This is a genomic window from Streptomyces sp. NPDC025793, from assembly GCF_055558375.1.
On record NZ_JBVHMR010000004.1, the window covers coordinates 181,714 to 203,970 of the forward strand.

The following is a 22,257-nucleotide window of genomic DNA, read 5'->3' on the forward strand; positions in this document are numbered from 1 at the left end:
GCGACGTCAAGAGGGGGTCCACGAGCCGGTCGGCGCGCGATGCGGCCGAGCGTGTCCGAGGTCTCCTCAGACAGTGCGCCATGTGACATAGTACTGCTGTGGCAAAGCGACTGACCTGCGATGTCGTGGTCGTCGGAGCCGGCATGGTCGGCGCGGCCTGCGCCCTGTACGCCGCGCGGGCCGGCCTCGACGTACGAGTGGTGGACCGGGGGCCGGTGGCCGGCGGCACCACCGGGGCGGGCGAGGGCAACCTCCTCGTCTCGGACAAGGAACCGGGCCCGGAGCTCGAACTCGCCCTGCTGTCGGCCCGGCTGTGGGAGCGCCTGGCGGACGGGCCGGGTGCGGCGGCCGAGTACGAGCCCAAGGGCGGCCTGGTGGTCGCCCGGGCGCCCGCCGCCCTGGCCGCGCTGACGGACTTCGCGGCCGGACAGCGCGCCGCCGGTGTCGTCGCCGAGCCGGTGGGCGCGGCCGAACTGCCCCGCCTGGAGCCCCACTTGGCCCCGGACATGGCGGGCGGGGTGCACTATCCGCAGGACGCCCAGGTCATGCCCGCCCTGGCCGCGGCGCATCTGCTGCGCGCCTCCGGCGCCTCGCTGCACACGGGCTGGACCGTGACCGGGGTGATCCGCAGGGCGGACGGCACGGTCCGCGGCGTCCGCACCGACCGGGGCGAGCTGTCCGCACCGGCGGTGGTGAACGCGGCCGGCACCTGGGGCGGCGACCTCGCGGCACTCGCGGGTGTCCGGCTGCCGGTCCTCCCCCGGCGCGGCTTCGTCCTCGTCACCGAGCCGCTGCCGCGCATGGTCCGGCACAAGGTGTACGCGGCGGACTATGTGGCGGACGTGGCGAGCGACTCGGCCGCCCTGCGCACCTCGCCGGTCGTGGAGGGCACGGCCGCCGGGCCCGTGCTGATCGGCGCGAGCCGGGAGCGGGTCGGCTTCGACCGCTCGCTGTCCCTGCCCGCCGTACGGGCGCTCGCGGCCGGGGCGATCGGCCTGTTCCCGTTCCTGCACCGGGTCCGCGCGCTGCGCACGTACGCCGGCTTCCGGCCGTATCTGCCCGACCACCTCCCGGCGATCGGCCCCGACCCCCGGGCGCCCGGGCTCTTCCACGCCTGCGGGCACGAGGGCGCCGGCATCGGACTCGCCACCGGCACCGGCCGGTTGATCGCCCAGGCGCTCACCGGCGGGACACCGGAGCTGGACCTCACCCCGTTCCGCCCGGAGCGGTTCGACTCGGACGGAGGCGACACGCCGTGAATCCCCTGGAGTTGGCCCGGGCCCGGCCGGGCGAGCCCTTCACCGTCACCCTGGACGGGCGCCCCGTCGCGGCGCTGCCCGGGCAGACCGTCGCGGCGGCACTGTGGGCGGCGGGCGTGACGGCCTGGCGCAGCACGCGCGGTGCGGGCCGGCCGCGCGGGGTGTTCTGCGGGATCGGGGTGTGCTTCGACTGTCTGGTGACCGTCAACGGCCGTGCGAACCAACGCGCTTGCCTGGTCCCGGCGCACCCGGGCGACGTGATCCGCACCCAGGAGGGGACGGGGCGAGGCGATGAGTGAGCGCGTTCGTCTCGCCGTCGTCGGCGCGGGTCCGGCGGGCCTCGCCGGGGCGCTGGCGGCGGCTTCCCGGGGCGTGCACGTCACCCTGGTCGACGCGGCCGCCCAGGCGGGCGGCCAGTTCTACCGGCAGCCCGCCCCCGCCCTGAACGCCCGCCGCCCACAGGCCCTGCACCACCAGTGGCGCACCTGGCGGCGACTCGCGGACGGCCAGGCCCGGCACACCGAGGCCGGGCGCCTCACACACCTGACGGATCATCATGTGTGGTGTGTGCGGCGGGAGTCGGACTCCTTCGCGGTGCACGCCCTGCTCGGACCGGAGCAGGAGGAGGGCGTCACCGTGCGCGCCGACGCCGTCCTGCTCGCGACCGGCGGTTACGAGCGTGTGCTGCCCTTCCCGGGCTGGACACTGCCCGGAGTCGTCACGGCGGGCGGCGCGCAGGCCATGCTCAAGGGCGGCCTGGTGCTGCCGGGCCGTACGGTCGTGGTCGCGGGCACCGGACCTCTGCTGCTGCCGGTGGCCACGGGGCTCGCCGCGGCGGGGGCGCGGGTGGCCGCGCTGGTGGAGTCCGCCGGCCTCGAAGCCCTGCTGCGCCGCGCGCCGGACCTCGCCGCGCAGCCCGGCAAGCTCGCCGAAGGTGCCTGGTACGCGGGGCTGTTGGCGCGGCACCGGGTGCGCGCCCTGGCCCGGCACACGGTGGTGGAGGCGCACGGCACGGACCGGCTGACGGCGGTCACCGTCGCCGCGCTCGACCGCACCGGCCGGATCCGGCCCGGCAGCGCGCGCCGCATCCCCTGCGACACCCTCGCCGTCGGCCACGGCATGCTGCCGCACACCGACCTCGCCGAGACCCTCGGCTGCGCGCTCGCCGGAACGGCCGTGCGAGTGGACGCGGAGCAGCGCACCGACGTGCCCGGGGTGTGGGCCGCCGGCGAGGCCACCGGCATCGGCGGCGCGGCCCTCGCCCTCGCCGAGGGGCACATCGCCGGCCGCTCGGCGGCCGCCCGCATGCGGGGCACCGCCCCCGACCCGCACGCCTGGGCCGCCGCCGACCGGGCCAGGACCCGGCACCGGGCCTTCTTCGCGGCGCTCGACACGGTGTACGCGCCGCCCGCGGGCTGGGCGGAGCGGATCCCGGACGACACGGTGGTGTGCCGGTGCGAGGAGGTCACCGCCGGCGAGGTCCGTGCGGCCGCCCGGACGCTCGGGGCCACCGACCTGCGCTCCGCGAAGCTGCTCACCCGGGCCGGCATGGGCTGGTGCCAGGGCCGGATGTGCGCGCCCGCGGTGGCCGGCCTGACCGGCTGCCCGCTCACGCCGGGGCGCCGCCCGTTCGCACGCCCCGTCCCGCTCGGCGTGCTGGCGGGCCTGCCGGACGACGAGTCACCCGCACCGCAGTGATATGTCACATACTCATGGATAGGGGATCGCTCATGACCCACCCGGAGAACCGCCCCTGGCGCGGCGTCCTCGTCGCCACCGCGCTTCCGCTGCGCGCCGACCTCTCCGTCGACCACGACCGCTATGCCGAGCACTGCTCCTGGCTGGTCGACAGCGGCTGCGACGGCGTCGTGCCCAACGGCTCGCTCGGCGAGTACCAGGTGCTCACCCCCGAGGAGCGGGCCCGGGTGGTGGAGACGGCGGTGGCGGCGATCGGCGGGCGGCGGGTGATGCCGGGCGTCGCGGCGTACGGCTCCGCCGAGGCGCGGCGCTGGGCCGAGCAGGCGGGCGAGGCGGGCTGTGCGTCGGTGATGCTGCTGCCGCCCAACGCCTACCGTGCCGACGAGCGCTCGGTGCTCGCCCACTACGCGGAGGTGGCCCGCTCCGGCCTGCCGGTGGTGGCGTACAACAACCCGATCGACACGAAGGTCGACCTGGTGCCCGAACTCCTCGCCCGGCTGCACGGCGAGGGCCACATCCACGCCGTCAAGGAGTTCTCGGGCGATGTCCGCCGCGCCTACCGCCTCGCGGAACTCGCCCCGGAACTCGACCTGTTGATCGGTGCCGACGACGTCCTGCTGGAGCTGGCGGTGGCCGGTGCCAAGGGGTGGGTGGCGGGCTACCCCAACGCGCTGCCGCGCGCCTCGGCGCAGCTGTACCGCGCGGCCGCGGCCGGCGACCTCACCACCGCGCTCCCCCTGTACCGGCAGCTGCATTCCCTGCTGCGCTGGGACTCGCGGACGGAGTTCGTGCAGGCGATCAAGCTGTCCATGGACGTCGTCGGCCGGTACGGCGGCCCGGTGCGCCCGCCGCGCGTCCCGCTCCTGCCGGAGCAGGCGGCCGCGGTCCGCGCGGCCACCGAGAAGGCCGCCGCCGCGGGCCTCGCGTAGGCACCCACACACGCAGGAGGTAGTCGGACCATGCGCAGCAAGCTCATCCTGCACGCCGTCGACTCGCACACCGAGGGCATGCCGACCCGCGTGATCACCGGCGGGATCGGCACCGTGCCCGGCGCGACGATGAACGAACGGCGGCTGTACTTCCGTGAACACCGTGACGGGATCAAGCAGTTGCTGATGAACGAGCCGCGCGGCCACTCCGCGATGAGCGGCGCGGTCCTCCAGCCGCCGAGCCGTCCCGACTGCGACTGGGGGGTTCTCTACATCGAGGTCTCGGGATATCTGCCGATGTGCGGGCACGGCACGATCGGGGTGGCGACCGTGCTGGTCGAGACCGGCATGGTGGAGGTCGTGGAGCCGGTGACCACCATCCGGCTGGACACCCCGGCGGGGCTGGTGGTGGCCGAGGTGGCGGTCGAGGACGGCGCCGCGCGGCACGTGACCCTGAGGAACGTGCCCTCGTTCGCCGTCGCCCTGGACCGCGAGATCGCCCTGCCGGACGGCCGTACGGTCACCTACGACCTCGCCTACGGCGGCAACTTCTACGCGATCCTCCCCCTCGACGCCTTCGGCATCCCCTTCGACCGCGCCCGCAAGGACGACATCCTCGCGGCCGGTCTCGCGCTGATGGAGGCGATCGACTCCGAGGCGCAGCCGGTGCATCCCGAGGACCCGTCGATCCGCGGCTGCCACCACGTGCACCTCTACGCGCCCGGCGCCACCGCGCGGCTCTCGCGGCACGCGATGGTCATCCACCCGGGCTGGTTCGACCGCTCACCGTGCGGCACGGGTACGTGCGCGCGCATGGCGCAGCTGCACGCGCGCGGCGAACTGCCGTTGCACACCGAGTTCGTGAACGAGTCCTTCATCGGCACCCGGTTCACCGGACGCCTGCTCGGCGAGACGGAGGTAGCCGGAGTCCCGGCCGTGCTGCCGAGCTTCACCGGCCGCGCGTGGATCACCGGCACCGCGCAGTATCTGCTCGACCCCACCGACCCGTTCCCGGAAGGCTTCGTCCTCTAGACTTCGCCGGTGATGCGTGACATGGCACAGGAACAGCACAAGCCCGACCCGGACCTGGGTCTGCCGGCGCTCCCCCGGCTCGGCGGCCGGCGCAGCAGCTACCGCGAGCGGGTCGCCGACGCGCTGCGCGCCGCGCTGATCGCGGGTGAGCTGCGGCCGGGCGAGGTCTACTCCGCGCCCTCGCTCGCCGCCCGCTTCGGTGTCTCGGCGACGCCGGTGCGGGAGGCGATGCTGGACCTCGCGAAGGAGGGCCTGGTCGACACCGTGCCCAACAAGGGCTTCCGGGTCACCGCCGTCTCCGACCGGCAGCTGGACGAGTACACGCACATCCGCGCGCTGATCGAGATCCCCACCGTGGCCGCCCTGGCCCGCACGGCCGACCGGGTCTCCCTGGAGGCGCTGCGGCCGGCGGCCCGGGAGATCGTCACCGCGGCGGCGGCCGGCGATCTGATCGCCTACGTGGAGGCCGACACGCGCTTCCACCTCGGCCTGCTCGCCCTCGCCGGAAACGCCCACCTGGTCGAGGTGGTCGCCGACCTGCGCGGCCGCTCCCGCCTCTACGGTCTGACCGCCCTGGTGCGGGCGGGCCGGCTGCTCGCCTCCGCCCAGGAACACCTCGAACTCCTCGACGCCCTCCTGGAGCGCGACGAACGGTCCGTCCACGAGATCATGACCCGGCACCTGGGACATGTCCGCAGCCTGTGGGCGGCGGGCGAAGACAGCGACTAGGCACTGCCGCATATTTCACGGCCCTGACGCTCTTGATCTGCACTTTTTACGTCATCGACCCGACCGGACACCAGAACGACCGCCAATTTTGCGGTGGGTGGGAGCTTCCCGGACCATACTCCCGTTCCGGCGATCCCGGGACATCTGTTCGATGAGAGGCAGACCACCCACATGGCCACGGCCGTCGACACGACACACGCCGACACCACGGACACCGCGGACACCACGGACCCCTCCGGCACCAGCAAGCACGCCCGGAGCTTCGGCCTCCCGGTCGCCACCGCGCTGGTCATGGGCAACATCATCGGCGGCGGGATCTTCACGCTCCCCGCCTCCATCGCCCCCTACGGCACGGTCAGCCTGATCGCCTTCGGCGTGCTGACCGTCGCCGCCATCGCCCTGGCCCTGGTCTTCGGCCGCCTCGCCGCCCGCGACCCGCGTACCGGCGGGCCGTACGTCTACGCCCGCGAGGCGTTCGGTGACTTCGCGGGTTTCCTGACCGCCTGGTCGTACTGGATCACCGGCTGGGTGTCGAACGCCGCGCTCGCCGTGGCCGCCGTCGGCTATCTGAACGTGGTGCTCCCGGTGGGCGGCAGCCACCGGTCCGCGTGCCTGGCCGCCCTCGTCCTGCTCTGGCTGCCGGCCGTCGCCAACTTCGCCGGCACCCGGTACGTGGGCGCCGTCCAACTCGTCTCCACGGTGCTGAAGTTCGTGCCGCTGCTGCTCGTCGCGGTCGGCGGGCTGTTCTTCCTCGACCCGTCCCGCATGGGGCCGTTCAACTCCAGCGGTCACGGTCCGGTGGGCGCGGTGTCCGCCTCCGCCGCCCTGCTGCTCTTCTCCTACCTGGGCGTGGAGTCCGCCGCCGTCAGCGCGGGCGAGGTCAGGGACGCCCGCCGCAACGTGGGCCGCGCCACCGTCATCGGCACCACGGGCGCCGCCGTGGTGTACCTGCTGGGCACCCTGTCCGTCTTCGGCACGGTCCCGCACGACCGGCTGGTGCACTCCACCGCGCCGTTCTCGGACGCCGTGAACGCGATGTTCGGCGGCGGCTGGGGCGGTACGGCGGTGGCGGTGGCGGCGGTGATCTCGATGACCGGCTGCCTCAACGGCTGGACGCTGCTCAGCGCCCAGACCCCGTACGCCGCCGCCAAGGACGGCCTGTTCCCGGCCGCCTTCGCCTGGCGCCGCCGGGGCGTGCCGACCTTCGGCGTCGCCGTCACGGCCGTCCTCGCCTCGCTGCTCACGGCGTACAACTACCTGTCCGGCTCGACGAGGGTCTTCGACGTCCTGGTCCTGGTCACCACCTTCACGGCGACCGTGCCCTACCTGCTGGCGACGGCCGCGCAGCTCTTCCACCTGATCTCCGGCAAGGGCGAGTCGGTGAACCACGCACGGCTGGTGCGGGACGCGGTGATCACCACGGTCGCCGCCGGCTTCTCCCTGTGGCTGATGGCGGGCGCCGGATACGCGGCGGTCTACCAGGGCACGCTGTTCCTGTTCGCCGGCGTCCTCGGCTACGCGATCCTGGCGGCCCGCCGCCGGCGGAACGCGTCGTAGGACGCGGAGGCCGATCGGGGCAGGCAAAAGGCGCCGTACCGGAGAGATCCGGTACGGCGCCTTCCCGCGTTTCGCAACGTCGGGACGACAGGATTTGAACCTGCGACCCCTTGACCCCCAGTCAAGTGCGCTACCAAGCTGCGCCACGTCCCGTTGCGATCCGCGCGGGGTGTCCCGCGTGATCACGCAGGTCAACCTTACCGCACCCGTGCCGGTGCCCGTGTCACCCCTGTCGCGGCGGGTGCCGACGCGTGGCCGGGGCGGCGGGCCGGGACCAGGAGGGCGGCGCCGGCCGCGGCCAGGCACAGGAGGGCGAGCAGGGTCCAGCCGTGGGTGTAGCCGGAGGCGTAGGGCAGGCCGGAGGGCTGGAGGCGGCCGGTCACCAGGACGCTGGTGAGCGCGGCGCCGATGGAGCCTCCGATGGTGCGGATGTTGGCGTTCATGCCGGTCGCGGCGCCGGTCTGCTCGGGCGGGACGCTGCCGACGATCAGGTGGGCCATGGAGGCGAAGGCGAGGCCGATGCCCAGGCCGAAGAGGCCCGCGACCACGGCTATCTGCCACGGGGCGTCATGCCAGAGGGTGAGGACACCGCAGGCCAGCGCGCCGAGCGCGGCACCCGTGGTGAGAAGCGCCTTGGCGCCGACGCGGGGCTCCAGACGGCCGGAGAGGATGCCGGAGAGGAACATCGCGAGCAGCATCGGCAGCATGAGCAGCCCGGAGGCGGTGACGCTGGCGCCGAAGCCGTATCCGGCCGCGGCCGGGGTCTGGACGAAGCCGGGCAGGAAGGACCAGATCGCGTACATGCCGGCGCCGAAGAGCAGGGCGGCCGCGTTGGTCGTCCACACCGCCGGCAGCCGCATCACGCGCAGGTCGATCAGCGGGCTGCGGGAGCGGGCCTCGGCGGTCAGCCACGCGGCGAACAGCACGACGGCGGCGGCGATCAGGCCGAGCACCCTCGGCGAGCCCCAGCCCCACTGCCCGGCCTGGCTCAGCGGCAGCAGCAGGGCCACCAGCCACGCGGAGAGCAGCGCGGCACCGGCCCAACTCACCGTCCCCCGGGCCCGCTTGGGGGATTCGGGGACGTAGCGCACGGCGATCAGGACGGTGGCGGCGACGATCGCCACGGGGATCCAGAAGAGCCAGCGGTAGTCGAGCGCGGAGACGATCGGGCCGGCGGCCACCATGCCGACCCCGCCGCCGGCGGCGATCACCGCGGAGAGGTTGCTGATGCTGCCGCTGACCTCGGCCGCGGTGAACTCGTCCCGGAGGATGCCGAAGGACAGCGGGAAGAGGGCGCCGCCGACGCCCTGGACGACCCGGGCGACGATGAGCACACCGATGTTCGGCGCGAGCGCGGCCACGAGGCAGCCGGCGAGGACGGTCAGCAGGACGGCGACGAGCGTGCGCTTCTTGCCGACGAGGTCGCCGATGCGGCCGAGGATCGGGGTGAAGACCGAGGCGGACAGCAGATAGGCCGTCATCACCCAGGTCGCGGTCGACTGGGAGGTGTGCAGGGCGTGCTGGACGGTCGGCAGGGCCGGCGCGATCAGCGACTGGAGCATGGAGAACACGCCCGCACCGGTCGCGAGGACCGCGAAGGTGAGGCGGGTGGACGTGCGGGGCATGAAGGAGCCTCTCCGGAAAACCGGGACAGGGAAGTGTGGAGTGCACGAGCGATTGCTAAAGTGGAGGTGCACCTCCACTCTAACGGAGGAAGCCCTCCGTTTCAAGATGCGGAGGTGACCCTCCAGATCGCTGGATCGTCCACGTACCCCAGGAGGCAGCCGTGACGGCCACGCCGTTCCCCGTCGGCGCATTCGTGGCGGCCCGCCGGCCGCACCGCAAGGACGCCGCCCGCAACTACGACGCCCTGCTCGCGGCCGCCCGCGAGGCGTTCGCCGAGCACGGCTCGGACGCCTCCCTGGAGGACATCGCGCGCCGCGCGGGCGTCGGCATCGGCACGCTGTACCGCAACTTCCCCACCCGCCGCGATCTGTTCGAGAGCGTCTACGCCGACGAGGTCGACGCCCTGTGCACGGCGGCCCTGGAGGTCGCGGACCGGGAGCCGTGGGAGGCGTTGACCGCCTGGCTGGACCGGTTCGCCGGGTACATGGTCACCAAGCGCGCGGTGCGCGAGGCCCTCAACGACGAGTCGGAGATCTTCCAGTCCTGCCGCGACTCGATGTACGCCGCCGGGGGCCCGCTGCTGGAGCGCGCGCAGCAGGCGGGCGTGGCCCGGCCGGACATGGACTTCACCGACCTGCTGCGGATGGTCGCCGGGATCACGGCGACGGTGTTCGACGACGACGCCCAGCGCGACCGGGTCCTCGCGATCGCCCTGGACGGCGTGCGCACCGGCCGCTGAGCCCGCCGCGGGCGCCCTACTTGATCACCGCGTTCGCCACCACCACGATCGCTCCGAGCAGCGCGTCCCCCAGCCCCATCAGGATCGCGGTGGGCCAGCGGCGGGCCGACCAGCGGGCGGTGATCAGGCCGAGGGAGAAGAGGATCACGATGTTGAGGAGGAAGGCCGGATACTCCAGCCCCTTCGGGGGCCACCAGCCCCAGCCCGCGCCCGCGAGGATGAAGACCGTCGGCAGGACGGCCGTGACCAGCGGCCACTCGTCCCGCAGGGTGCGCAGGACGTCCCAGCGGCGGGTTGGGGCACGTTCGGCGATGTAGTGGGCGTAGCCGTGGGCCAGGGCGGAGGCCAGGGCGGTCACCAGCAGCCAGACGGCGTCGTAGCGGCGGCCGGCCTGGGTCGTGCGGCCGTACTGGGAGAGCGCGGCGACCATCGAGCTGGCGAGGACGGCGCCGTAGACCCCGCCGAAGAGGACCGCCTCGCGCGTGCCGTGCTGCCGGTGCGGCTGCGGCGCGCCGGGCTCGGCGGCGGCCGCCGTGGAGTCAGCCATGCTCCCCACGGTCCCCCGGGCCCGGCACGGCCGCCAGCGGTGGCGCCCCGACGAAGTGTCCCGTGACCGGCCCCGATGCCCCACACCCTGTCGCCCCCGGCCCGCCCGGCGTGCTGGCTAGGGTCGCCTCATGACGCACAGCTTCGCGCTCCACATCCCGGACGCCGACCTCGAACCCGAGCCCCTCGATCCGGAGCAGATCGTCTCCGGGAACCCGGAGATCACCGGGAAGGTGGTCTGGGAGTCGCCGGACGGCAGGCAGATCCGCGGGATCTGGCAGATCACGCCGGGCGTGGTCACGGACACGGAGGCGGACGAGGTGTTCGTGGTGGTCAGCGGCTCGGCGACGATCGAGGTGGAGGGCGGGGCGACGCTGCGCGTGGGGCCGGGGGACATGGCGGTCCTGCGGGAGGGGGACCGTACGCGGTGGATCGTGCACGAGACGCTGCGCAAGGCGTACGCGATCAGTCTGTGAACTCGGCCGACAGGTCGGCGCGGTCCCCCGAGCCCCCGTGGCCCAGCGCCTCGACTCCCGCCGCCAGCGCCTCCACCACCGCGTCCGGCGGACGGTTCGTGTCGCCGCTCGTGCGGGCCAGCAGGGGCAACTCGACCTGGACTCCGCCGAGTCGGGTCAGGTTGACCGGGTTCCTGGGGTGGACGCCGCGCAGGTCGGACGGGATCGCCGTGAGGTCGGTGACCGCCGGGAAGTGCGGGGCGCGGGCGGCCAGCGCCTCGCCCACCACGCGGGCCGCCGCCCGGTTGCGGCCGCCGAGGAAGACCGTGCGCGCCGCGCGCATGTGACCGTGCAGGGACACCGTGAGGGAGACCCGCGCCAGGAACTCCCGCAGCAGCGCGCAGTGTTCGGCGGCCATGCGCGGCGACGTGATGTGCACCGGTCGCGGGTTTCCCGGCTGGGTGAAGACGAGGCTGGTGGCACCGCAGCGCCGGGCCAGGATCCCGGCGAGTTCGGCGGTGCCGCCCTCGTTGCTGCCGTGCAGCGCCAGCAGCCCGACGCCGTCGCCGGGAACGAGGGTCGCGAGCAGCGCGACCCCCTCGATCGTCACCCGCTCCACGCGTGCGGTTCGCGTCACCGTTCTCCTCGTTCCCCCGGCTGTGCCGGCATGTTGTACGGCGTGACGACCTGGATCGCGGACGGCGGTGGCGGAGCGGCCGGGGGCAGCGCGCCGTGTGCCCGCATGACCAGGTGGCAGGCCTCGCGCAGGTCCTGGCGCAGATCGTGGTGGAGCACGGCGGACAGCCGGTGCTCGCGCAGCAGGCGGATGTTCTCGTGGTCCAGGTCGTGGGCTATGAACACCGCGCACTCCCGGCCGAGGTCGGCGAAGGCGCGCAGCGTGGCGTCGTTGCCGCCGCCGATCGAGTACACGGCGCGGATCTCGGGGTCACGTGCCAGCGCGGCGCGCACGAGGTCGTACTGGGTGGCGTCCAGGCCCTGTCCCTCGGCTGTCTCCACCAGGGTCCGCTCGGGGTACCGGGCCCGCATGAGGCTGCGGAACCCCATCTCCCGCTCCTCCTCGTTGCGGAAGAATCCGCTGCTGAGGCTGGTGAGGACGTTGCCCGGGCGGTCGCCGAGCCACTGGCCCATCAGGTAGGCGGCGGTGGCGCCGGCGGCGCGGTTGTCGCTGCCGACACAGCCGAGCCGGCCGCTCGCGGGCAGGTCGGTGACCAGGGTGACGACGGGGATGCCGGCCGCCGTGAGCCGGCCCACGGCGGCGGTGACCTCGGGGACGTCCGGCGCCTTGAGGATCACACCCTGCGAGCCGCGCCGGGCGATCCGGTCCAGCGTCCTGACCTGCTCGGCGGCCGGGCCGGTCTCGCGGAAGTGGAAGCGGGAGCGCAGCACCGCGGGGTGCAGCGAGGGCAGCTCGGCCTCCAGGGCGGCGCGGACGGCGGTCGAGAACCGCTCGGGCGCCTGCACCACGATGTCGACCATGAACGTACGGCCGACCAGCCGGACCTGGGTGCGCTGCCGGTCGAGGTCGGCGATGGCCCGGTGCACCTCCTGCGCGGTGCTCTCGCGCACCCCTCCCCTCCCGTTCAGCACACGGTCCACGGTGGCCTCGCTGAGGCCCGCCTGACGTGCGATCTCCCGGATCGGGAACGGATGGCCCATGCTCCGGCTCCTTGAGGGGTTTTTGATGGCTGGCTGCTGGTTGTTCGAGGGGTTTGTCATGACAAGAATGACAGGACCGAGCCGCTCGCGCGGCCGAACGCCCAGAGCCCGGCCTGCCGCACGCCCCGATCCCCGAAATGAGGACACTCATGTCCCTCGCCTCCGCACCGGGCCGCGCCTGGCTGTCCGAGCAGGACTGCGACCTCGACACCTTCCGCGCCCTGATCGACCGCACGACCCGCCTCGCCGACCACCCGCACGCCACGTCCGTGCGGGACGGCGTCCCGCTGTACGACGCCGACCGTCTGCGCTCGGCCGGTGACCGGGGCGCACTGCGCGCCGAGTTGGTGCGGGCCCTCGCCGACGGGCCCGGCATCGTCGTCGTGCGGGGCGCGTTCGCGGACGCGGCGGTCGTGGACCGGCTCACCGCCGTCTTCGAGGCGCTCATCGCCGACCAGCGCGCCTCCGGGGCCGCCGCGGGCGACCACTTCGCCCGGCCCGGCGCCAACGACCGGGTGTGGAACGCTCTGGAGAAGGCGGCCCTGTACGACCCGGAGGCGTTCGCCGACTACTACGCCAACGACGTTCTGGCCCTGGTGTCCACCGCCTGGCTGGGCCCCGGCTATCAGGTGACCTCGCAGGTCAACGTGGTCAACCCGGGCGGCGCCGGGCAGACCGTGCACCGCGACTACCACCTCGGCTTCCTGAGCAACGCGACCGTGGCCGCCTATCCCGCGCACGTGCACCGGCTCTCCCCCGTGCTCACCCTCCAGGGCGCGGTCGCCCACTGCGACATGCCGGTGGAGTCGGGTCCGACGCTGTATCTGCCGTACTCCCAGCTGTTCGAGCCGGGCTATCTGGCCTGGCGGCTGCCGGAGTTCCAGGCGTACTTCGCGGAGCACCACGTGCAGCTGCCGCTCGCCAAGGGCGACGCGGTGTTCTTCAACCCCGCGCTGTTCCACGCCGCCGGCGGCAACCGCACGGCCGGCGTACGGCGCACCGCCAATCTGCTCCAGATCTCGTCCGCGTTCGGCCGGGCGATGGAGACGGTGGACCGGGAGGCGGTGGCGAACGCGGTGTTCCCGGTGCTGCTGCGGCGCGCGGCCGAGGGGGCCGGCGAGGCGTGGCTGGAGCATGTGATCGCGGCGAGCGCCGAGGGGTATCCGTTCCCGACCAACCTCGACAGCGACCCGCCGGTGGACGGTCTGGCCCCGCCCTCGCAGGCGGACCTGGTGCGGCGCGCGGTGCGCGAGGGCTGGGAGCCGGAGCGGCTGCGGGCCGGGCTGCGGTCGGGCGCCGAGCGGCGCGAGAGCTGAAAGGGCAGGCAGAGCATGGGACATGACGCACTTCTCGACGGCAAGGTGGTGCTCGTCAACGGCGGCAGCCAGGGCGTGGGGGCCGCCATCGCGCGGGCCGCCGTCCGTGCGGGCGCCGCCGTGGCGGTCACGGGCCGGCGGACCGGGCCGGGCGAGACGCTGGTGAGCGAGCTGGCGGCGGCCGGCGGCACGGCGATGTTCGTCCGGGCCGACCTCGCGGACGCCGGGCAGGCGAAGGCGGCGGTCGCCGCGGTGGTGGACGCGTACGGCCGCGTCGACTGCCTGGTGAACTCGGCGGGCCTCACCTCCCGGGGCACGCTGCTGGACACCACGCCGGAGCTGTTCGACCAGCACATCGCGATCAACCTCAAGGCGCCGTTCTTCGCGATGCAGGCGGCGGTCGCCGACATGGTGGCCCGCAAGGCGCCCGGCACGATCGTCAACATCATCACCTCCTCGGCACACGGCGGTCAGCCGTTCCTCGCGCCGTACGTCGCCGCCAAGGCGGGCCTCGTGGGTCTGACCCGGAACGCGGCGCACGCGCACCGCTTCGACCGGATCCGGATCAACGGCCTGAACATCGGCTGGACGGCGACGGAGGGCGAGGACGCCACCCAGCGCGCCTTCCACGGCGCGGGCGACGACTGGTGCGAACAGGCGGCGGCGAAGCTGCCGATGGGCAAGCTCGGCCAGCCGGACGAAATCGCCGACTTCGTCGTCTTCCTGCTGTCCGACCGCTCGGGCGTGGTCACGGGCTCGGTGATCGACTGGGACCAGAACGTGCTCGGCGGCCTCGACTAGAACTCTCCGCACCCACCCCCGCGATCCCCTAGGAGCAGCACCCCTCATGCGTATCGGAATCCTCGGCCTCGGCCGCATCGGCGCCTTCCACGCCGAGACCCTCTCCCGCCTCGACGTCGTCGAGTCGCTCGTCGTCACCGATCCGTTCGCGGACGCGGCCAAGGCCGCCGCCGAGAAGTTCGGCGCCGAGTTCGCCACGGTCGTCGACTCGCCGGAGGCGCTGCTGGCCGCCGGCGTGGACGCCGTCGTGGTCGCGGCCGCCACCGACGCCCACCCCGCCCTGATCCTGGCCGGCGTCGAGGCCGGCGTCCCGGTCTTCTGCGAGAAGCCCGTCGCGAAGACGATGAACGAGGGCGTGGACGTGCTCAAGGCGGTCCAGGGCCGTGGCGTGCCCATCCAGATCGGCTACAACCGGCGCTTCGACGCGGGCTTCGCCGCCGCCCGGGCCGCCGTGCGGGCGGGCGAGCTGGGCGCGCTGCACACGGTCCGCTGCACGACCCTGGACCCGGCGCCGCCGCCGGCCGCGTACGTCGCCGCGTCGGGCGGGATCTTTCGCGACTGTTCCGTGCACGACTTCGACATCATCCGCTGGGTGACGGGCCGCGAGGTCACCGAGGTGTACGCGGTCGGCGGCAACCGGGGGGCCGACTATATCGAGGAGGCCGGCGACGCCGACACCACCGGCGCCATCCTCACCCTGGACGACGGCACGATCGCGGTCGTCTCCAACTCCCGCCACAACGCCCGGGGTTACGACGTCCGCATGGAGCTGCACGGCTTCGCGGACTCCATCGCCGTGGGCCTGGACGACAAGCTCCCGCTGCGCTCGGTGGAGCCGGGCGTGACCTTCCCGGCCGGCACCCCGCACGACTTCTTCATGGACCGCTTCACCGAGGCCTACCGCGCCGAACTCAGCGCGTTCACTGAGGTCGTGGCCGGCACCCGCCCGTCGCCCTGCACCGTCGAGGACGCCCTGGAGGCCGGCTGGATCGCCGAGGCCTGCACGCTGTCCCTGCGCGAGCACCGCCCGGTAACGATCGCCGAGGTACGGCAGGCGTGAGCCGGTAGGGGGAGCGGCGCCGGGCGCGTGCCCGGCGCCGCTTCGCGTGTGCCGGCGGCAGGCGTGTCAGCCGCAGTAGCGGATCAGCCACTCGTCCGGGTTGTACGTGTCCCGCGCCGGGTCCGGTGCGGTCGCCGGCCTGCTCTCGACCATGTCCTGCGGGCGTATCCGCTCAGGCAGCGAGCCGAAGCGTTCGTGGCGCGAGGCCGCCGCGCCGTCGGCCTCCTGGGGCGCCTTGCGTGCTTCCGTACGGTGTGTCATCGCGTCCTCCCGTCTGCGCGGGCCTCCCCCGTCGTCCCCACAACGCCCGCGTGCCCCCGGTTGGTTCCCGGCCGTCTTGCGGCCGAATCCACCGGGGGCACGGAGGAATGCCCGCGACGTGTCCGGATGCTCAGGCCCCGCAGGAGCGCAGGAACCTGCGGGTGCGCACCGCGATCGGCAGGGGCCGGTCCGGCTCGCACGGGTACATGTCCTGTTCGACGATGGCGAAGAGGTCCACGCCCAGCTGCTGTGCCGCCGCCAGCACGGGGCCCAGCTCCGGTACGCCGGCGGGCGGTTCGCACATCACGCCCTGGGCCACGGCCGGCCCGAAGGGGGTGCCCTTCGCCCGCACGTCGGCCAGGATCTCCGGGTCCACCTGCTTGAGGTGCAGATAGCCGATGCGCTCGCCGTAGGTCTCGATCAGCGTGACGCTGTCCCCGCCGCAGTACGCGTAGTGCCCGGTGTCCAGGCAGAGGTTGACCAGCTCGGTGTCGGTCGAGTCCAGGAACCGTTCGACGTGCTCCTCGGTGTCGATGTGGGTGTCGGCGTGCGGGTGGACCACGATGTCCAGGCCGTACTCCTCCTTGACCTCGTGCCCGAGCCGTTCCATGCCCTTGGTCAGGTGCGCCCACTGCTCGGCGGTCAGCTCCGGCGGCTCCAGGATCTCGGCGGTCTTGTCGTCCCGCCAGAACGAGGGGATGACCACCAGGTGCCGCGCGCCCGTGGCCCGGGTGAGTTCGGCGACCTGGCTGACGTGCGCCCAGGTCGCGTCCCAGACGGAGGGGCCGCGGTGCATGCCGGTGAAGACCGTGCCCGCCGAGACCTTCAGGTCGCGCCGGGCCACCTCGTCGCGCAGGCGTGCCGGGTCGGTGGGGAGGTAGCCGTAGGGGCCGAGTTCGATCCACTCGTAGCCCGCCTCGGCGACCTCGTCCAGGAAGCGGTCCCAGGGGACCTGCTGGGGGTCGTCGGGGAACCAGACGCCCCAGGAGTCGGGAGCCGAGCCGACCCGGATGCGGTCCAGCGGGGTGGGGTGTGCCATGGTCAGGTGTTTCCTTCCGGGGAGGTCGCCACGGGTGCGGTGAGGTCGCTCTCCTCGGGGAGTTCCTCGGTGTCGACGCCGCGTACCTGGGCCAGTTCGTGCTTGAGCGCGGCGAGTTCGGCGCCGCCTGCCATGTGGTTGGTCAGCTCCTCCAGGCTGATCTGCGCGCGCTCGGCGGACAGTTCGAGGGTGCCGAGGCGCAGGACGCTGAAGTGGTCGCCGACCATGTAGGCGTGGTGGGGGTTGTGGGTGATGAAGATGACGCCGAGGCCGCGGTCACGGGCGGCGGCGATGTACTTCAGGACCACACCGGACTGCTTGACGCCGAGCGCTGCGGTCGGCTCGTCGAGGATCAGGACGCGGGCGCCGAAGTAGACGGCGCGGGCGATGGCGACACACTGGCGCTGGCCGCCGGAGAGGGTGCCGATGGGCTGTTCCAGGTCGTCCAGGACGATGCCCATGTTGCGCAGTTCCTCGTCCGCCGTGGCCTTCATCCCGGCGATGTCCAGGCGCCGGACCGGCCAGGGGCCCTTCGTCATCTCCGAGCCCAGGAAGAAGTTGCGCCACACCGGCATCAGCGGCACCGTCGCCAGGTCCTGGTAGACGGTGGCGATGCCCTTGTCGAGGGCCTCGCGCGGGCTGGTGAAGCGTACGGGGGTGCCGTCGACGAGGAACTCGCCCTCGGTGTGCTGGTGCAGACCCGAGATGATCTTGATCAGGGTGGACTTGCCGGCGCCGTTGTCACCGAGCACGCAGGTCACCTTGTTCGCGTGCACGGTGAGGTCCACGCCGTGCAGCGCGCGGATGTTGCCGTAGGACTTGCCCGCACCGCGCAGTTCGACCAGGGCCCCCTCGCCCGCGGACGGGGTGTCGGCGAGCACGGCGCCGTGGGTGGCTGCCTTGTTGTCAGTCATCGCTTCACCTCCGGGTCGCCGCGCGGCTGACCCACAGATTGATCAGGACGGCGCCGAGGAGCATCACGCCGAGGAAGGCCTTGAACCAGTCCGGGTTCCAGCCGGCGTACACGATGCCCTGCTGCACCATGCCGAACATGAACGCGCCGAAGACCGGGCCGATCGCCGACCCCGCGCCGCCGGTCAGCAGACAGCCGCCGATGACGGCCGCGGCGATGTAGAGCAGCTCCTGACCGATTCCCTCACCGGACTGCACCGTGTTGAAGGAGAACAGCTGGTGCATGCCGATGAACCAGGCGCCGAAGCCGACCAGCATGAACAGCGAGATCTTCGTGAACGTCACCGGGACACCGACGGCCCGCGCGCTCTCCTTGTTGCCGCCGACCGCGAAGATCCAGTTGCCGTACTTCGTGCGCAGCAGCACCCAGGTGGCGATGGCCGCGAAGACCACCCACCACACCACGGTGATCTTCACCTGCACCCCGCCGACGTCGAACGACGACGCGAAGACCTTCCTGGCCTGGTCGAAGCCGTCCATGTCGCTGATGTCGTCGGTGGCGACGTTCCCGGTGACGAGCTTGGTCACCGCGAGGTTCACGCCCTGGAGGATCAGGAAGGTGCCCAGGGTGACCAGGAAGCTGGGCAGGCCGGTCTTGACCACCATCCAGCCGTTGAAGAAGCCGATCGCGAGGGAGACGGCCAGGGCGACGATCACGCCCGTCCACACGTTCAACGTCAGCTGGTAGCTGAGCATGCTCGCGGTCAGGGCGGAGGAGATCACGGCGACGCCGGAGGAGAGGTCGAACTCGCCGCCGATCATCAGCAGGGCCACCGGCAGGGCCATGATCCCGATGGTCGAGGACTGGTAGAGGATCGTGGCCATCGAGCTGCCCTGGCGGACCGAGGGCGCGACGACCAGGAAGAAGATCAGTACCGCGGCGGCGCCGAGGAAGACGCCCACCTCCGGCCGGGCCAGCAGGCGCAGCGCCAGGGGGCGCCGGGCGGTGCGGCCGTCGGCCGCCTTGGGACCGGACGCCGGGGGTGTCGTCCCCACGGCCGGCTCGGCGTGCTGGGCCATGCTCATCACCGGGTCCCCTTCGCGGCGAACTCGGCGACCTTTTCGACGTTGGACTTGTCGACGAAGGCCGGACCGGTGAGCACCGGCTGGACGCCGCCGCCGCTGTAGTTGCCGTTGTTCTTGTAGAGCCACAGTGCGTCGACGGCCAGGTAGCCCTGGAGATAGGGCTGCTGGTCGACGGCGAACTCGATGCTGCTGTTCTGGACGGCCTTGACGAGGTCTTTATTCAGGTCGAACGTGGCGACCTTGGCCTTGCTGCCCGCGTCGCCCACCGACTGCACGGCGGTGAGGGCGAAGGGGGCGCCCAGGGTGACGACCGTGTCGACCGAGCTGTCCTGCTTCAGCTTCGCCGTGATGGTCGAGCGCACGGACGGCATGTCGGTGCCGTTCACGTACAGGGTCTCAGTGGTGCCCTTGAACGTCTTCCTCACGCCGTCGCAGCGCTGGGTGAGGCCCACGTTGCCCTGCTCCTGGATGACGCAGACGACGTTCTTGGCGCCGGTCGTGTTCAGCTTGTCGCCGAACGCCTCGCCCGCGACGCTCTCGTCCTGGCCGAAGAACGACAGCATTCCGAGCTGCTTCCAGTCGCTCAGTCCCGAGTTGAGGCCCACCACCGGGACGCCCGCCTGCTCGGCCTTGCCGACGACGGCCTTCATCGCGTCCGGCTTGGCCAGGGTGACCGCGATGCCGTCCACCTTCTGGTCGATCGCGTTCTGCACCAGGTTGGCCTGGTTGCCCGCGTTCGGGTCGGCGGAGTAGACCAGCTTGATGTTGTCCTTGGCGGCGGCCGCCTCGGCGCCCTTGCGGACGGTGTCCCAGAAGGTGTCGCCGGGCGCCTGGTGCGTGACCATGGCGACGGTCATCCGAGGGGTGTTGGCCTTGCCCGCCGAGGCGTTCTGGGCCGCCTCCTCGGCCTTTTTCCCGCCGTGGGCGCTGGCGCACCCGGCGAGGGTGAGGGCCGCCGCCGCGGCCACCGCCACGAAGGGGGCCGATCGGCGAAAGCGGGAGGGAGAAGAGCGGTCCATCTTTCCAGCACCTCACTGTGCGTGCGACGGGGGAAGGACGCTGATGCGTTGGGACGGGATCCAAGTCCCTGGTGAGCCCGCTGTCAATACTTTGTTAAGACATCATTTCACAAGCAGGTCCGAATGTAAGTACAAACAATTGACATCTGAACCTTCGCGGGCCTACACCTGACAGGCATGAGCCCAGTACACCGCACACCGCAGCGAACGGCACCGGGTGACCGGGCGCTCGACAGCCTCACGTTCGCCCTGGACCGCACGAGTCCGGTACCGCTGTACTACCAGTTCGCACAGCAACTGGAGGCCGCCATCGAGCAGGGCGCGCTGGCTCCGGGCAACCTCCTGGGCAACGAGGTCGACCTCTCCGCACGGCTGGGCCTGTCCCGTCCCACCGTCCGCCAGGCGATCCAGTCCCTGGTCGACAAGGGCCTGCTGGTACGCCGCCGAGGCGTCGGCACGCAGGTCGTGCACAGCCAGGTCAAGCGCCCGCTGGAGCTCAGCAGCCTCTACGACGACCTGTCCGCGGCCGGGCAGGGCCCGACCACCCGGGTACTGCGGGGCGAGCGGATCCCGGCGCCCGCCGACGTGGCCGCGGCTCTCGGCATCGCGGAGGGCGCCGAGGTCACCGTACTGGAGCGGCTGCGCTCGACCCATGGCCAGCCGGTGGCGTTCCTGTGCAACTTCCTGCCGCCCGCGCTGCTCGAACTCCCCACGGAGCGGCTGGAGTCGACGGGCCTGTACGAGATGCTGCGGTCCGCCGGGATCGTGCTGCACAGCGCCCGGCAGTCCATCGGCGCGCGCAGCGCCACCGCCGACGAGGCCGGCCTGCTGGACGAGAAGGAGGGCGCGGCCCTGCTCACCATGCGGCGCACCGCCTACGACGACACGGGCCGGGCCGTGGAGTACGGCAGCCACGTCTACCGGGCATCGCGCTACGCCTTCGACTTCCAGCTGCTGGTCAGGCCCTGACTCCTTCAACTCCGCCCGCTCTTCGCCGAAGTTGCAGGTAACGATGACGATTACGTTTCGGGCAAGAGACCCCCGAGTGCGAGCCGACCTATTGACGCATGAGCGGACATGGGGGTGTTATGACGCCCACGATGTTCGGTCGAGTTGGTTTCTGAGCGGTTTCGACAACCTTTCGGTGATCAACTCATCCCCTTGACCGAGCCCTGTATTCCTCAGGAGCCGCCATGCGCCTCTCGCCCTCCGGTGTTTTCGTCCCGGGTCCCAGCCGACGCTCGCTGCTGCGCACGGCAGGCGGTGCCGCCCTGCTCGCCGGTGCCGGCGTCCCCCTGTTGTCCGCCTGCGGGGGCAGCGGCTCCTCCTCCGACCCGAAGACCGTCACGGTCGGCTCCAACGCCTCGGACGCGGTGCCGAAGAAGGCCTTCGAAGGCGTCTACGCGGACTTCAAGAAGCAGTCCGGCCTCACGGTCGCGGTGAACACCAAGGACCACAACACCTTCCAGGAGCAGATCAACTCGTATCTGCAGGGCACCCCGGACGACGTGTTCAACTGGTTCGCCGGCTACCGCATGCAGTTCTTCGCGGCGAAGGGCCTGGCCTCGCCGGTCGACGACGTGTGGCAGAAGATCGGGGACAACTTCCCCGACGCGATGAAGAAGCTCAGCAAGGGCCAGGACGGCAAGTACTACTTCGTGCCGCTGACGACGTACCCCTGGGCGATCTTCTACCGCAGAAGCGTCTTCCAGCAGCACGGCTACAAGATCCCGGCCACCTGGGACGACTTCGTCGCGCTGTGCAAGCAGATGCAGAAGGACGGCCTGGTCCCGATCGCCTTCGGCGACAAGGACGCGTGGCCCGCGATGGGCACCTTCGACCAGATCAACTTCCGGCTCAACGGCTATGACTTCCACGTCCAGTTGATGGCGGGCAAGGCCTCCTGGACCGACGCCAAGGTGAAGGCCGTCTTCGACCACTGGGCCGAGATCCTGCCCTACCACCAGGACGGTTTCATGGGCCGTACCTGGGAGGACGCCGCTCAGACGCTGGTGTCGAAGAAGGCCGGCATGTACCTCCTCGGCTCCTTCGTGGCCCAGCAGTTCACCAACAAGGCCGACCTGGACGACCTGGACTTCTTCCCCTTCCCGGAGATCAACTCCGCGTACGGCCAGGAGACGGTCGAGGCGCCGACCGACGGCTTCATGGTCAGCAAGTCCCCGAAGAACCACGACGGTGTCGTGAAGCTGATGGAGTACCTGGGCAGCCCGGCGGCCGAGGAGACGTACCTCAAGACCGACCCGAGCGTGGTCGCCGCCTCCAACAAGGCCTCCACCTCCGCCTACTCGCCGCTGCAGAAGAAGGCCTTCGAGATGATCGGCGCCGCCAAGAACCTCACCCAGTTCATGGACCGCGACTCCCGGCCCGACTTCACCTCCACGGTGATGCAGCCGGGGCTGCAGAAGTTCCTCCAGAACCCCAAGGGCGTGGACAGCCTGTTGTCGTCCATCGAGCGCCAGAAGAAGACGATCTTCGCGTCCCAGTGAGCGACCCGA

Annotated in this window: 23 protein-coding genes and 1 tRNA gene; 14 read left to right on the forward strand and 10 right to left on the reverse strand. The window is 72.1% G+C overall.

What is annotated here, in order from left to right; all coding sequences use genetic code 11:
* Positions 1–98: 98 nt before the first annotated feature.
* The 7 genes from ACZ4MF_RS11000 (at position 99) to ACZ4MF_RS11030 (ending at position 7,204) form a co-directional block, all read left to right on the forward strand.
* Positions 99–1,259 carry an NAD(P)/FAD-dependent oxidoreductase gene (locus ACZ4MF_RS11000; RefSeq protein ID WP_467491722.1) on the forward strand — a complete coding sequence of 387 codons (1,161 nt, stop codon included), beginning with the start codon at positions 99–101 and terminating at the stop codon, positions 1,257–1,259.
* Positions 1,256–1,558, forward strand: a complete 303-nt coding sequence (locus ACZ4MF_RS11005) for a (2Fe-2S)-binding protein (protein WP_362821803.1) — start codon at positions 1,256–1,258, stop codon at positions 1,556–1,558. The genes ACZ4MF_RS11000 and ACZ4MF_RS11005 overlap by 4 nt, the downstream gene beginning before the upstream one ends.
* A complete protein-coding gene (locus tag ACZ4MF_RS11010) occupies positions 1,551–2,957 on the forward strand; it encodes an FAD-dependent oxidoreductase (protein ID WP_467491723.1) in 1,407 nt (468 codons plus the stop codon). Before ACZ4MF_RS11005 ends, ACZ4MF_RS11010 begins: the two co-directional genes overlap by 8 nt.
* Positions 2,958–2,989: 32 nt before the next feature.
* Positions 2,990–3,886 (forward strand): dihydrodipicolinate synthase family protein, encoded by an 897-nt coding sequence (locus ACZ4MF_RS11015; protein ID WP_467491724.1) that lies wholly within the window; start codon positions 2,990–2,992, stop codon positions 3,884–3,886.
* Positions 3,887–3,916: 30 nt separating this feature from the next.
* Positions 3,917–4,918: a proline racemase family protein gene (locus ACZ4MF_RS11020; RefSeq protein ID WP_467491725.1), complete on the forward strand. Its 1,002-nt coding sequence runs from the start codon at positions 3,917–3,919 to the stop codon at positions 4,916–4,918.
* A gap of 12 nt (positions 4,919–4,930) precedes the next feature.
* Positions 4,931–5,647 carry a GntR family transcriptional regulator gene (locus ACZ4MF_RS11025; protein ID WP_467491726.1) on the forward strand — a complete coding sequence of 239 codons (717 nt, stop codon included), beginning with the start codon at positions 4,931–4,933 and terminating at the stop codon, positions 5,645–5,647.
* Between the two features lie 171 nt (positions 5,648–5,818).
* A complete protein-coding gene (locus tag ACZ4MF_RS11030; protein WP_467491727.1) occupies positions 5,819–7,204 on the forward strand; it encodes an amino acid permease in 1,386 nt (461 codons plus the stop codon).
* A 79-nt stretch (positions 7,205–7,283) separates the two neighbouring features.
* Here ACZ4MF_RS11030 and ACZ4MF_RS11035 read toward each other — a convergent pair.
* Positions 7,284–7,357 (reverse strand) — tRNA-Pro (locus ACZ4MF_RS11035).
* Positions 7,358–7,401: 44 nt separating this feature from the next.
* Entirely contained in the window at positions 7,402–8,829 is a 1,428-nt protein-coding gene (locus tag ACZ4MF_RS11040; RefSeq protein WP_467491728.1) for an MFS transporter, read from the reverse strand.
* A 161-nt stretch (positions 8,830–8,990) separates the two neighbouring features.
* Here ACZ4MF_RS11040 and ACZ4MF_RS11045 point away from each other — a divergent pair, with 161 nt between their 5' ends.
* Positions 8,991–9,569, forward strand: a complete 579-nt coding sequence (locus ACZ4MF_RS11045) for a TetR/AcrR family transcriptional regulator (protein WP_356028507.1) — start codon at positions 8,991–8,993, stop codon at positions 9,567–9,569.
* Between the two features lie 16 nt (positions 9,570–9,585).
* Here ACZ4MF_RS11045 and ACZ4MF_RS11050 read toward each other — a convergent pair whose 3' ends face one another.
* On the reverse strand, positions 9,586–10,116 hold the full coding sequence (locus tag ACZ4MF_RS11050) for a hypothetical protein (protein ID WP_467491729.1): 531 nt from the start codon (positions 10,114–10,116) through the stop codon (positions 9,586–9,588).
* 130 nt (positions 10,117–10,246) lie between these two features.
* Between ACZ4MF_RS11050 and ACZ4MF_RS11055 the strand changes: the two genes are divergently transcribed.
* Positions 10,247–10,591 carry a cupin domain-containing protein gene (locus tag ACZ4MF_RS11055; protein WP_467491730.1) on the forward strand — a complete coding sequence of 115 codons (345 nt, stop codon included), beginning with the start codon at positions 10,247–10,249 and terminating at the stop codon, positions 10,589–10,591.
* Here ACZ4MF_RS11055 and ACZ4MF_RS11060 read toward each other — a convergent pair.
* Together ACZ4MF_RS11060 and ACZ4MF_RS11065 are read right to left on the reverse strand one after the other, a co-directional pair.
* Complete coding sequence (locus ACZ4MF_RS11060) at positions 10,581–11,207, reverse strand: poly-gamma-glutamate hydrolase family protein (RefSeq protein WP_467491731.1); 627 nt, start codon at positions 11,205–11,207, stop codon at positions 10,581–10,583. The genes ACZ4MF_RS11055 and ACZ4MF_RS11060 overlap by 11 nt on opposite strands.
* The gene (locus ACZ4MF_RS11065) at positions 11,204–12,247 is read right to left on the reverse strand and encodes a LacI family DNA-binding transcriptional regulator (RefSeq protein WP_467491732.1); all 1,044 of its coding nucleotides are present in this window, start codon (positions 12,245–12,247) and stop codon (positions 11,204–11,206) included. The genes ACZ4MF_RS11060 and ACZ4MF_RS11065 overlap by 4 nt, the downstream gene beginning before the upstream one ends.
* Before the next feature lie 149 nt (positions 12,248–12,396).
* Here ACZ4MF_RS11065 and ACZ4MF_RS11070 point away from each other — a divergent pair, with 149 nt between their 5' ends.
* From ACZ4MF_RS11070 to ACZ4MF_RS11080, 3 genes are read left to right on the forward strand one after another with little or no spacing between them, the layout of a single operon-like run.
* Positions 12,397–13,563 (forward strand): phytanoyl-CoA dioxygenase family protein, encoded by a 1,167-nt coding sequence (locus ACZ4MF_RS11070; protein ID WP_467491733.1) that lies wholly within the window; start codon positions 12,397–12,399, stop codon positions 13,561–13,563.
* A gap of 15 nt (positions 13,564–13,578) precedes the next feature.
* A complete protein-coding gene (locus tag ACZ4MF_RS11075) occupies positions 13,579–14,364 on the forward strand; it encodes an SDR family oxidoreductase (protein ID WP_467491734.1) in 786 nt (261 codons plus the stop codon).
* Between the two features lie 46 nt (positions 14,365–14,410).
* A complete protein-coding gene (locus tag ACZ4MF_RS11080; protein WP_467491735.1) occupies positions 14,411–15,424 on the forward strand; it encodes a Gfo/Idh/MocA family protein in 1,014 nt (337 codons plus the stop codon).
* A 66-nt stretch (positions 15,425–15,490) separates the two neighbouring features.
* On the opposite strand, the gene ACZ4MF_RS11085 is transcribed toward ACZ4MF_RS11080, so the two are convergent.
* From ACZ4MF_RS11085 to ACZ4MF_RS11105, 5 genes are all read right to left on the reverse strand, one after another.
* Entirely contained in the window at positions 15,491–15,685 is a 195-nt protein-coding gene (locus tag ACZ4MF_RS11085; RefSeq protein WP_356028487.1) for a hypothetical protein, read from the reverse strand.
* Positions 15,686–15,815: 130 nt separating this feature from the next.
* Complete coding sequence (locus ACZ4MF_RS11090; protein WP_467491736.1) at positions 15,816–16,724, reverse strand: sugar phosphate isomerase/epimerase family protein; 909 nt, start codon at positions 16,722–16,724, stop codon at positions 15,816–15,818.
* A gap of 2 nt (positions 16,725–16,726) precedes the next feature.
* Positions 16,727–17,638: an ATP-binding cassette domain-containing protein gene (locus ACZ4MF_RS11095; RefSeq protein ID WP_467491737.1), complete on the reverse strand. Its 912-nt coding sequence runs from the start codon at positions 17,636–17,638 to the stop codon at positions 16,727–16,729.
* Between the two features lie 4 nt (positions 17,639–17,642).
* Complete coding sequence (locus ACZ4MF_RS11100; protein WP_467491738.1) at positions 17,643–18,722, reverse strand: ABC transporter permease; 1,080 nt, start codon at positions 18,720–18,722, stop codon at positions 17,643–17,645.
* Positions 18,722–19,741 carry a substrate-binding domain-containing protein gene (locus tag ACZ4MF_RS11105; RefSeq protein WP_467491739.1) on the reverse strand — a complete coding sequence of 340 codons (1,020 nt, stop codon included), beginning with the start codon at positions 19,739–19,741 and terminating at the stop codon, positions 18,722–18,724. Before ACZ4MF_RS11105 ends, ACZ4MF_RS11100 begins: the two co-directional genes overlap by 1 nt.
* Positions 19,742–19,918: 177 nt before the next feature.
* On the opposite strand from ACZ4MF_RS11105, the gene ACZ4MF_RS11110 reads away from it, so the two are divergent.
* Both ACZ4MF_RS11110 and ACZ4MF_RS11115 read left to right on the forward strand, forming a co-directional pair.
* Entirely contained in the window at positions 19,919–20,710 is a 792-nt protein-coding gene (locus tag ACZ4MF_RS11110; protein ID WP_467491740.1) for a GntR family transcriptional regulator, read from the forward strand.
* Between the two features lie 224 nt (positions 20,711–20,934).
* Positions 20,935–22,248 (forward strand): ABC transporter substrate-binding protein, encoded by a 1,314-nt coding sequence (locus ACZ4MF_RS11115; protein ID WP_467491741.1) that lies wholly within the window; start codon positions 20,935–20,937, stop codon positions 22,246–22,248.
* The last annotated feature ends 9 nt before the right edge of the window (positions 22,249–22,257 follow it).

Coding starts and splice junctions, on each gene's coding strand:
- ACZ4MF_RS11115 (WP_467491741.1), top strand. CDS start 20,935: ATGCGCCTCTCGCCCTCCGGTGTTTTCGTCCCGGGTCCCAGCCGACGC.
- ACZ4MF_RS11080 (WP_467491735.1), top strand. CDS start 14,411: ATGCGTATCGGAATCCTCGGCCTCGGCCGCATCGGCGCCTTCCACGCC.
- ACZ4MF_RS11020 (WP_467491725.1), top strand. CDS start 3,917: ATGCGCAGCAAGCTCATCCTGCACGCCGTCGACTCGCACACCGAGGGC.
- ACZ4MF_RS11055 (WP_467491730.1), top strand. CDS start 10,247: ATGACGCACAGCTTCGCGCTCCACATCCCGGACGCCGACCTCGAACCC.
- ACZ4MF_RS11105 (WP_467491739.1), bottom strand. CDS start 19,741: ATGGACCGCTCTTCTCCCTCCCGCTTTCGCCGATCGGCCCCCTTCGTG.
- ACZ4MF_RS11095 (WP_467491737.1), bottom strand. CDS start 17,638: ATGACTGACAACAAGGCAGCCACCCACGGCGCCGTGCTCGCCGACACC.
- ACZ4MF_RS11010 (WP_467491723.1), top strand. CDS start 1,551: ATGAGTGAGCGCGTTCGTCTCGCCGTCGTCGGCGCGGGTCCGGCGGGC.
- ACZ4MF_RS11070 (WP_467491733.1), top strand. CDS start 12,397: ATGTCCCTCGCCTCCGCACCGGGCCGCGCCTGGCTGTCCGAGCAGGAC.
- ACZ4MF_RS11090 (WP_467491736.1), bottom strand. CDS start 16,724: ATGGCACACCCCACCCCGCTGGACCGCATCCGGGTCGGCTCGGCTCCC.
- ACZ4MF_RS11085 (WP_356028487.1), bottom strand. CDS start 15,685: ATGACACACCGTACGGAAGCACGCAAGGCGCCCCAGGAGGCCGACGGC.
- ACZ4MF_RS11040 (WP_467491728.1), bottom strand. CDS start 8,829: ATGCCCCGCACGTCCACCCGCCTCACCTTCGCGGTCCTCGCGACCGGT.
- ACZ4MF_RS11030 (WP_467491727.1), top strand. CDS start 5,819: ATGGCCACGGCCGTCGACACGACACACGCCGACACCACGGACACCGCG.
- ACZ4MF_RS11110 (WP_467491740.1), top strand. CDS start 19,919: ATGAGCCCAGTACACCGCACACCGCAGCGAACGGCACCGGGTGACCGG.
- ACZ4MF_RS11100 (WP_467491738.1), bottom strand. CDS start 18,722: ATGAGCATGGCCCAGCACGCCGAGCCGGCCGTGGGGACGACACCCCCG.
- ACZ4MF_RS11075 (WP_467491734.1), top strand. CDS start 13,579: ATGGGACATGACGCACTTCTCGACGGCAAGGTGGTGCTCGTCAACGGC.
- ACZ4MF_RS11065 (WP_467491732.1), bottom strand. CDS start 12,247: ATGGGCCATCCGTTCCCGATCCGGGAGATCGCACGTCAGGCGGGCCTC.
- ACZ4MF_RS11050 (WP_467491729.1), bottom strand. CDS start 10,116: ATGGCTGACTCCACGGCGGCCGCCGCCGAGCCCGGCGCGCCGCAGCCG.
- ACZ4MF_RS11015 (WP_467491724.1), top strand. CDS start 2,990: ATGACCCACCCGGAGAACCGCCCCTGGCGCGGCGTCCTCGTCGCCACC.
- ACZ4MF_RS11025 (WP_467491726.1), top strand. CDS start 4,931: ATGCGTGACATGGCACAGGAACAGCACAAGCCCGACCCGGACCTGGGT.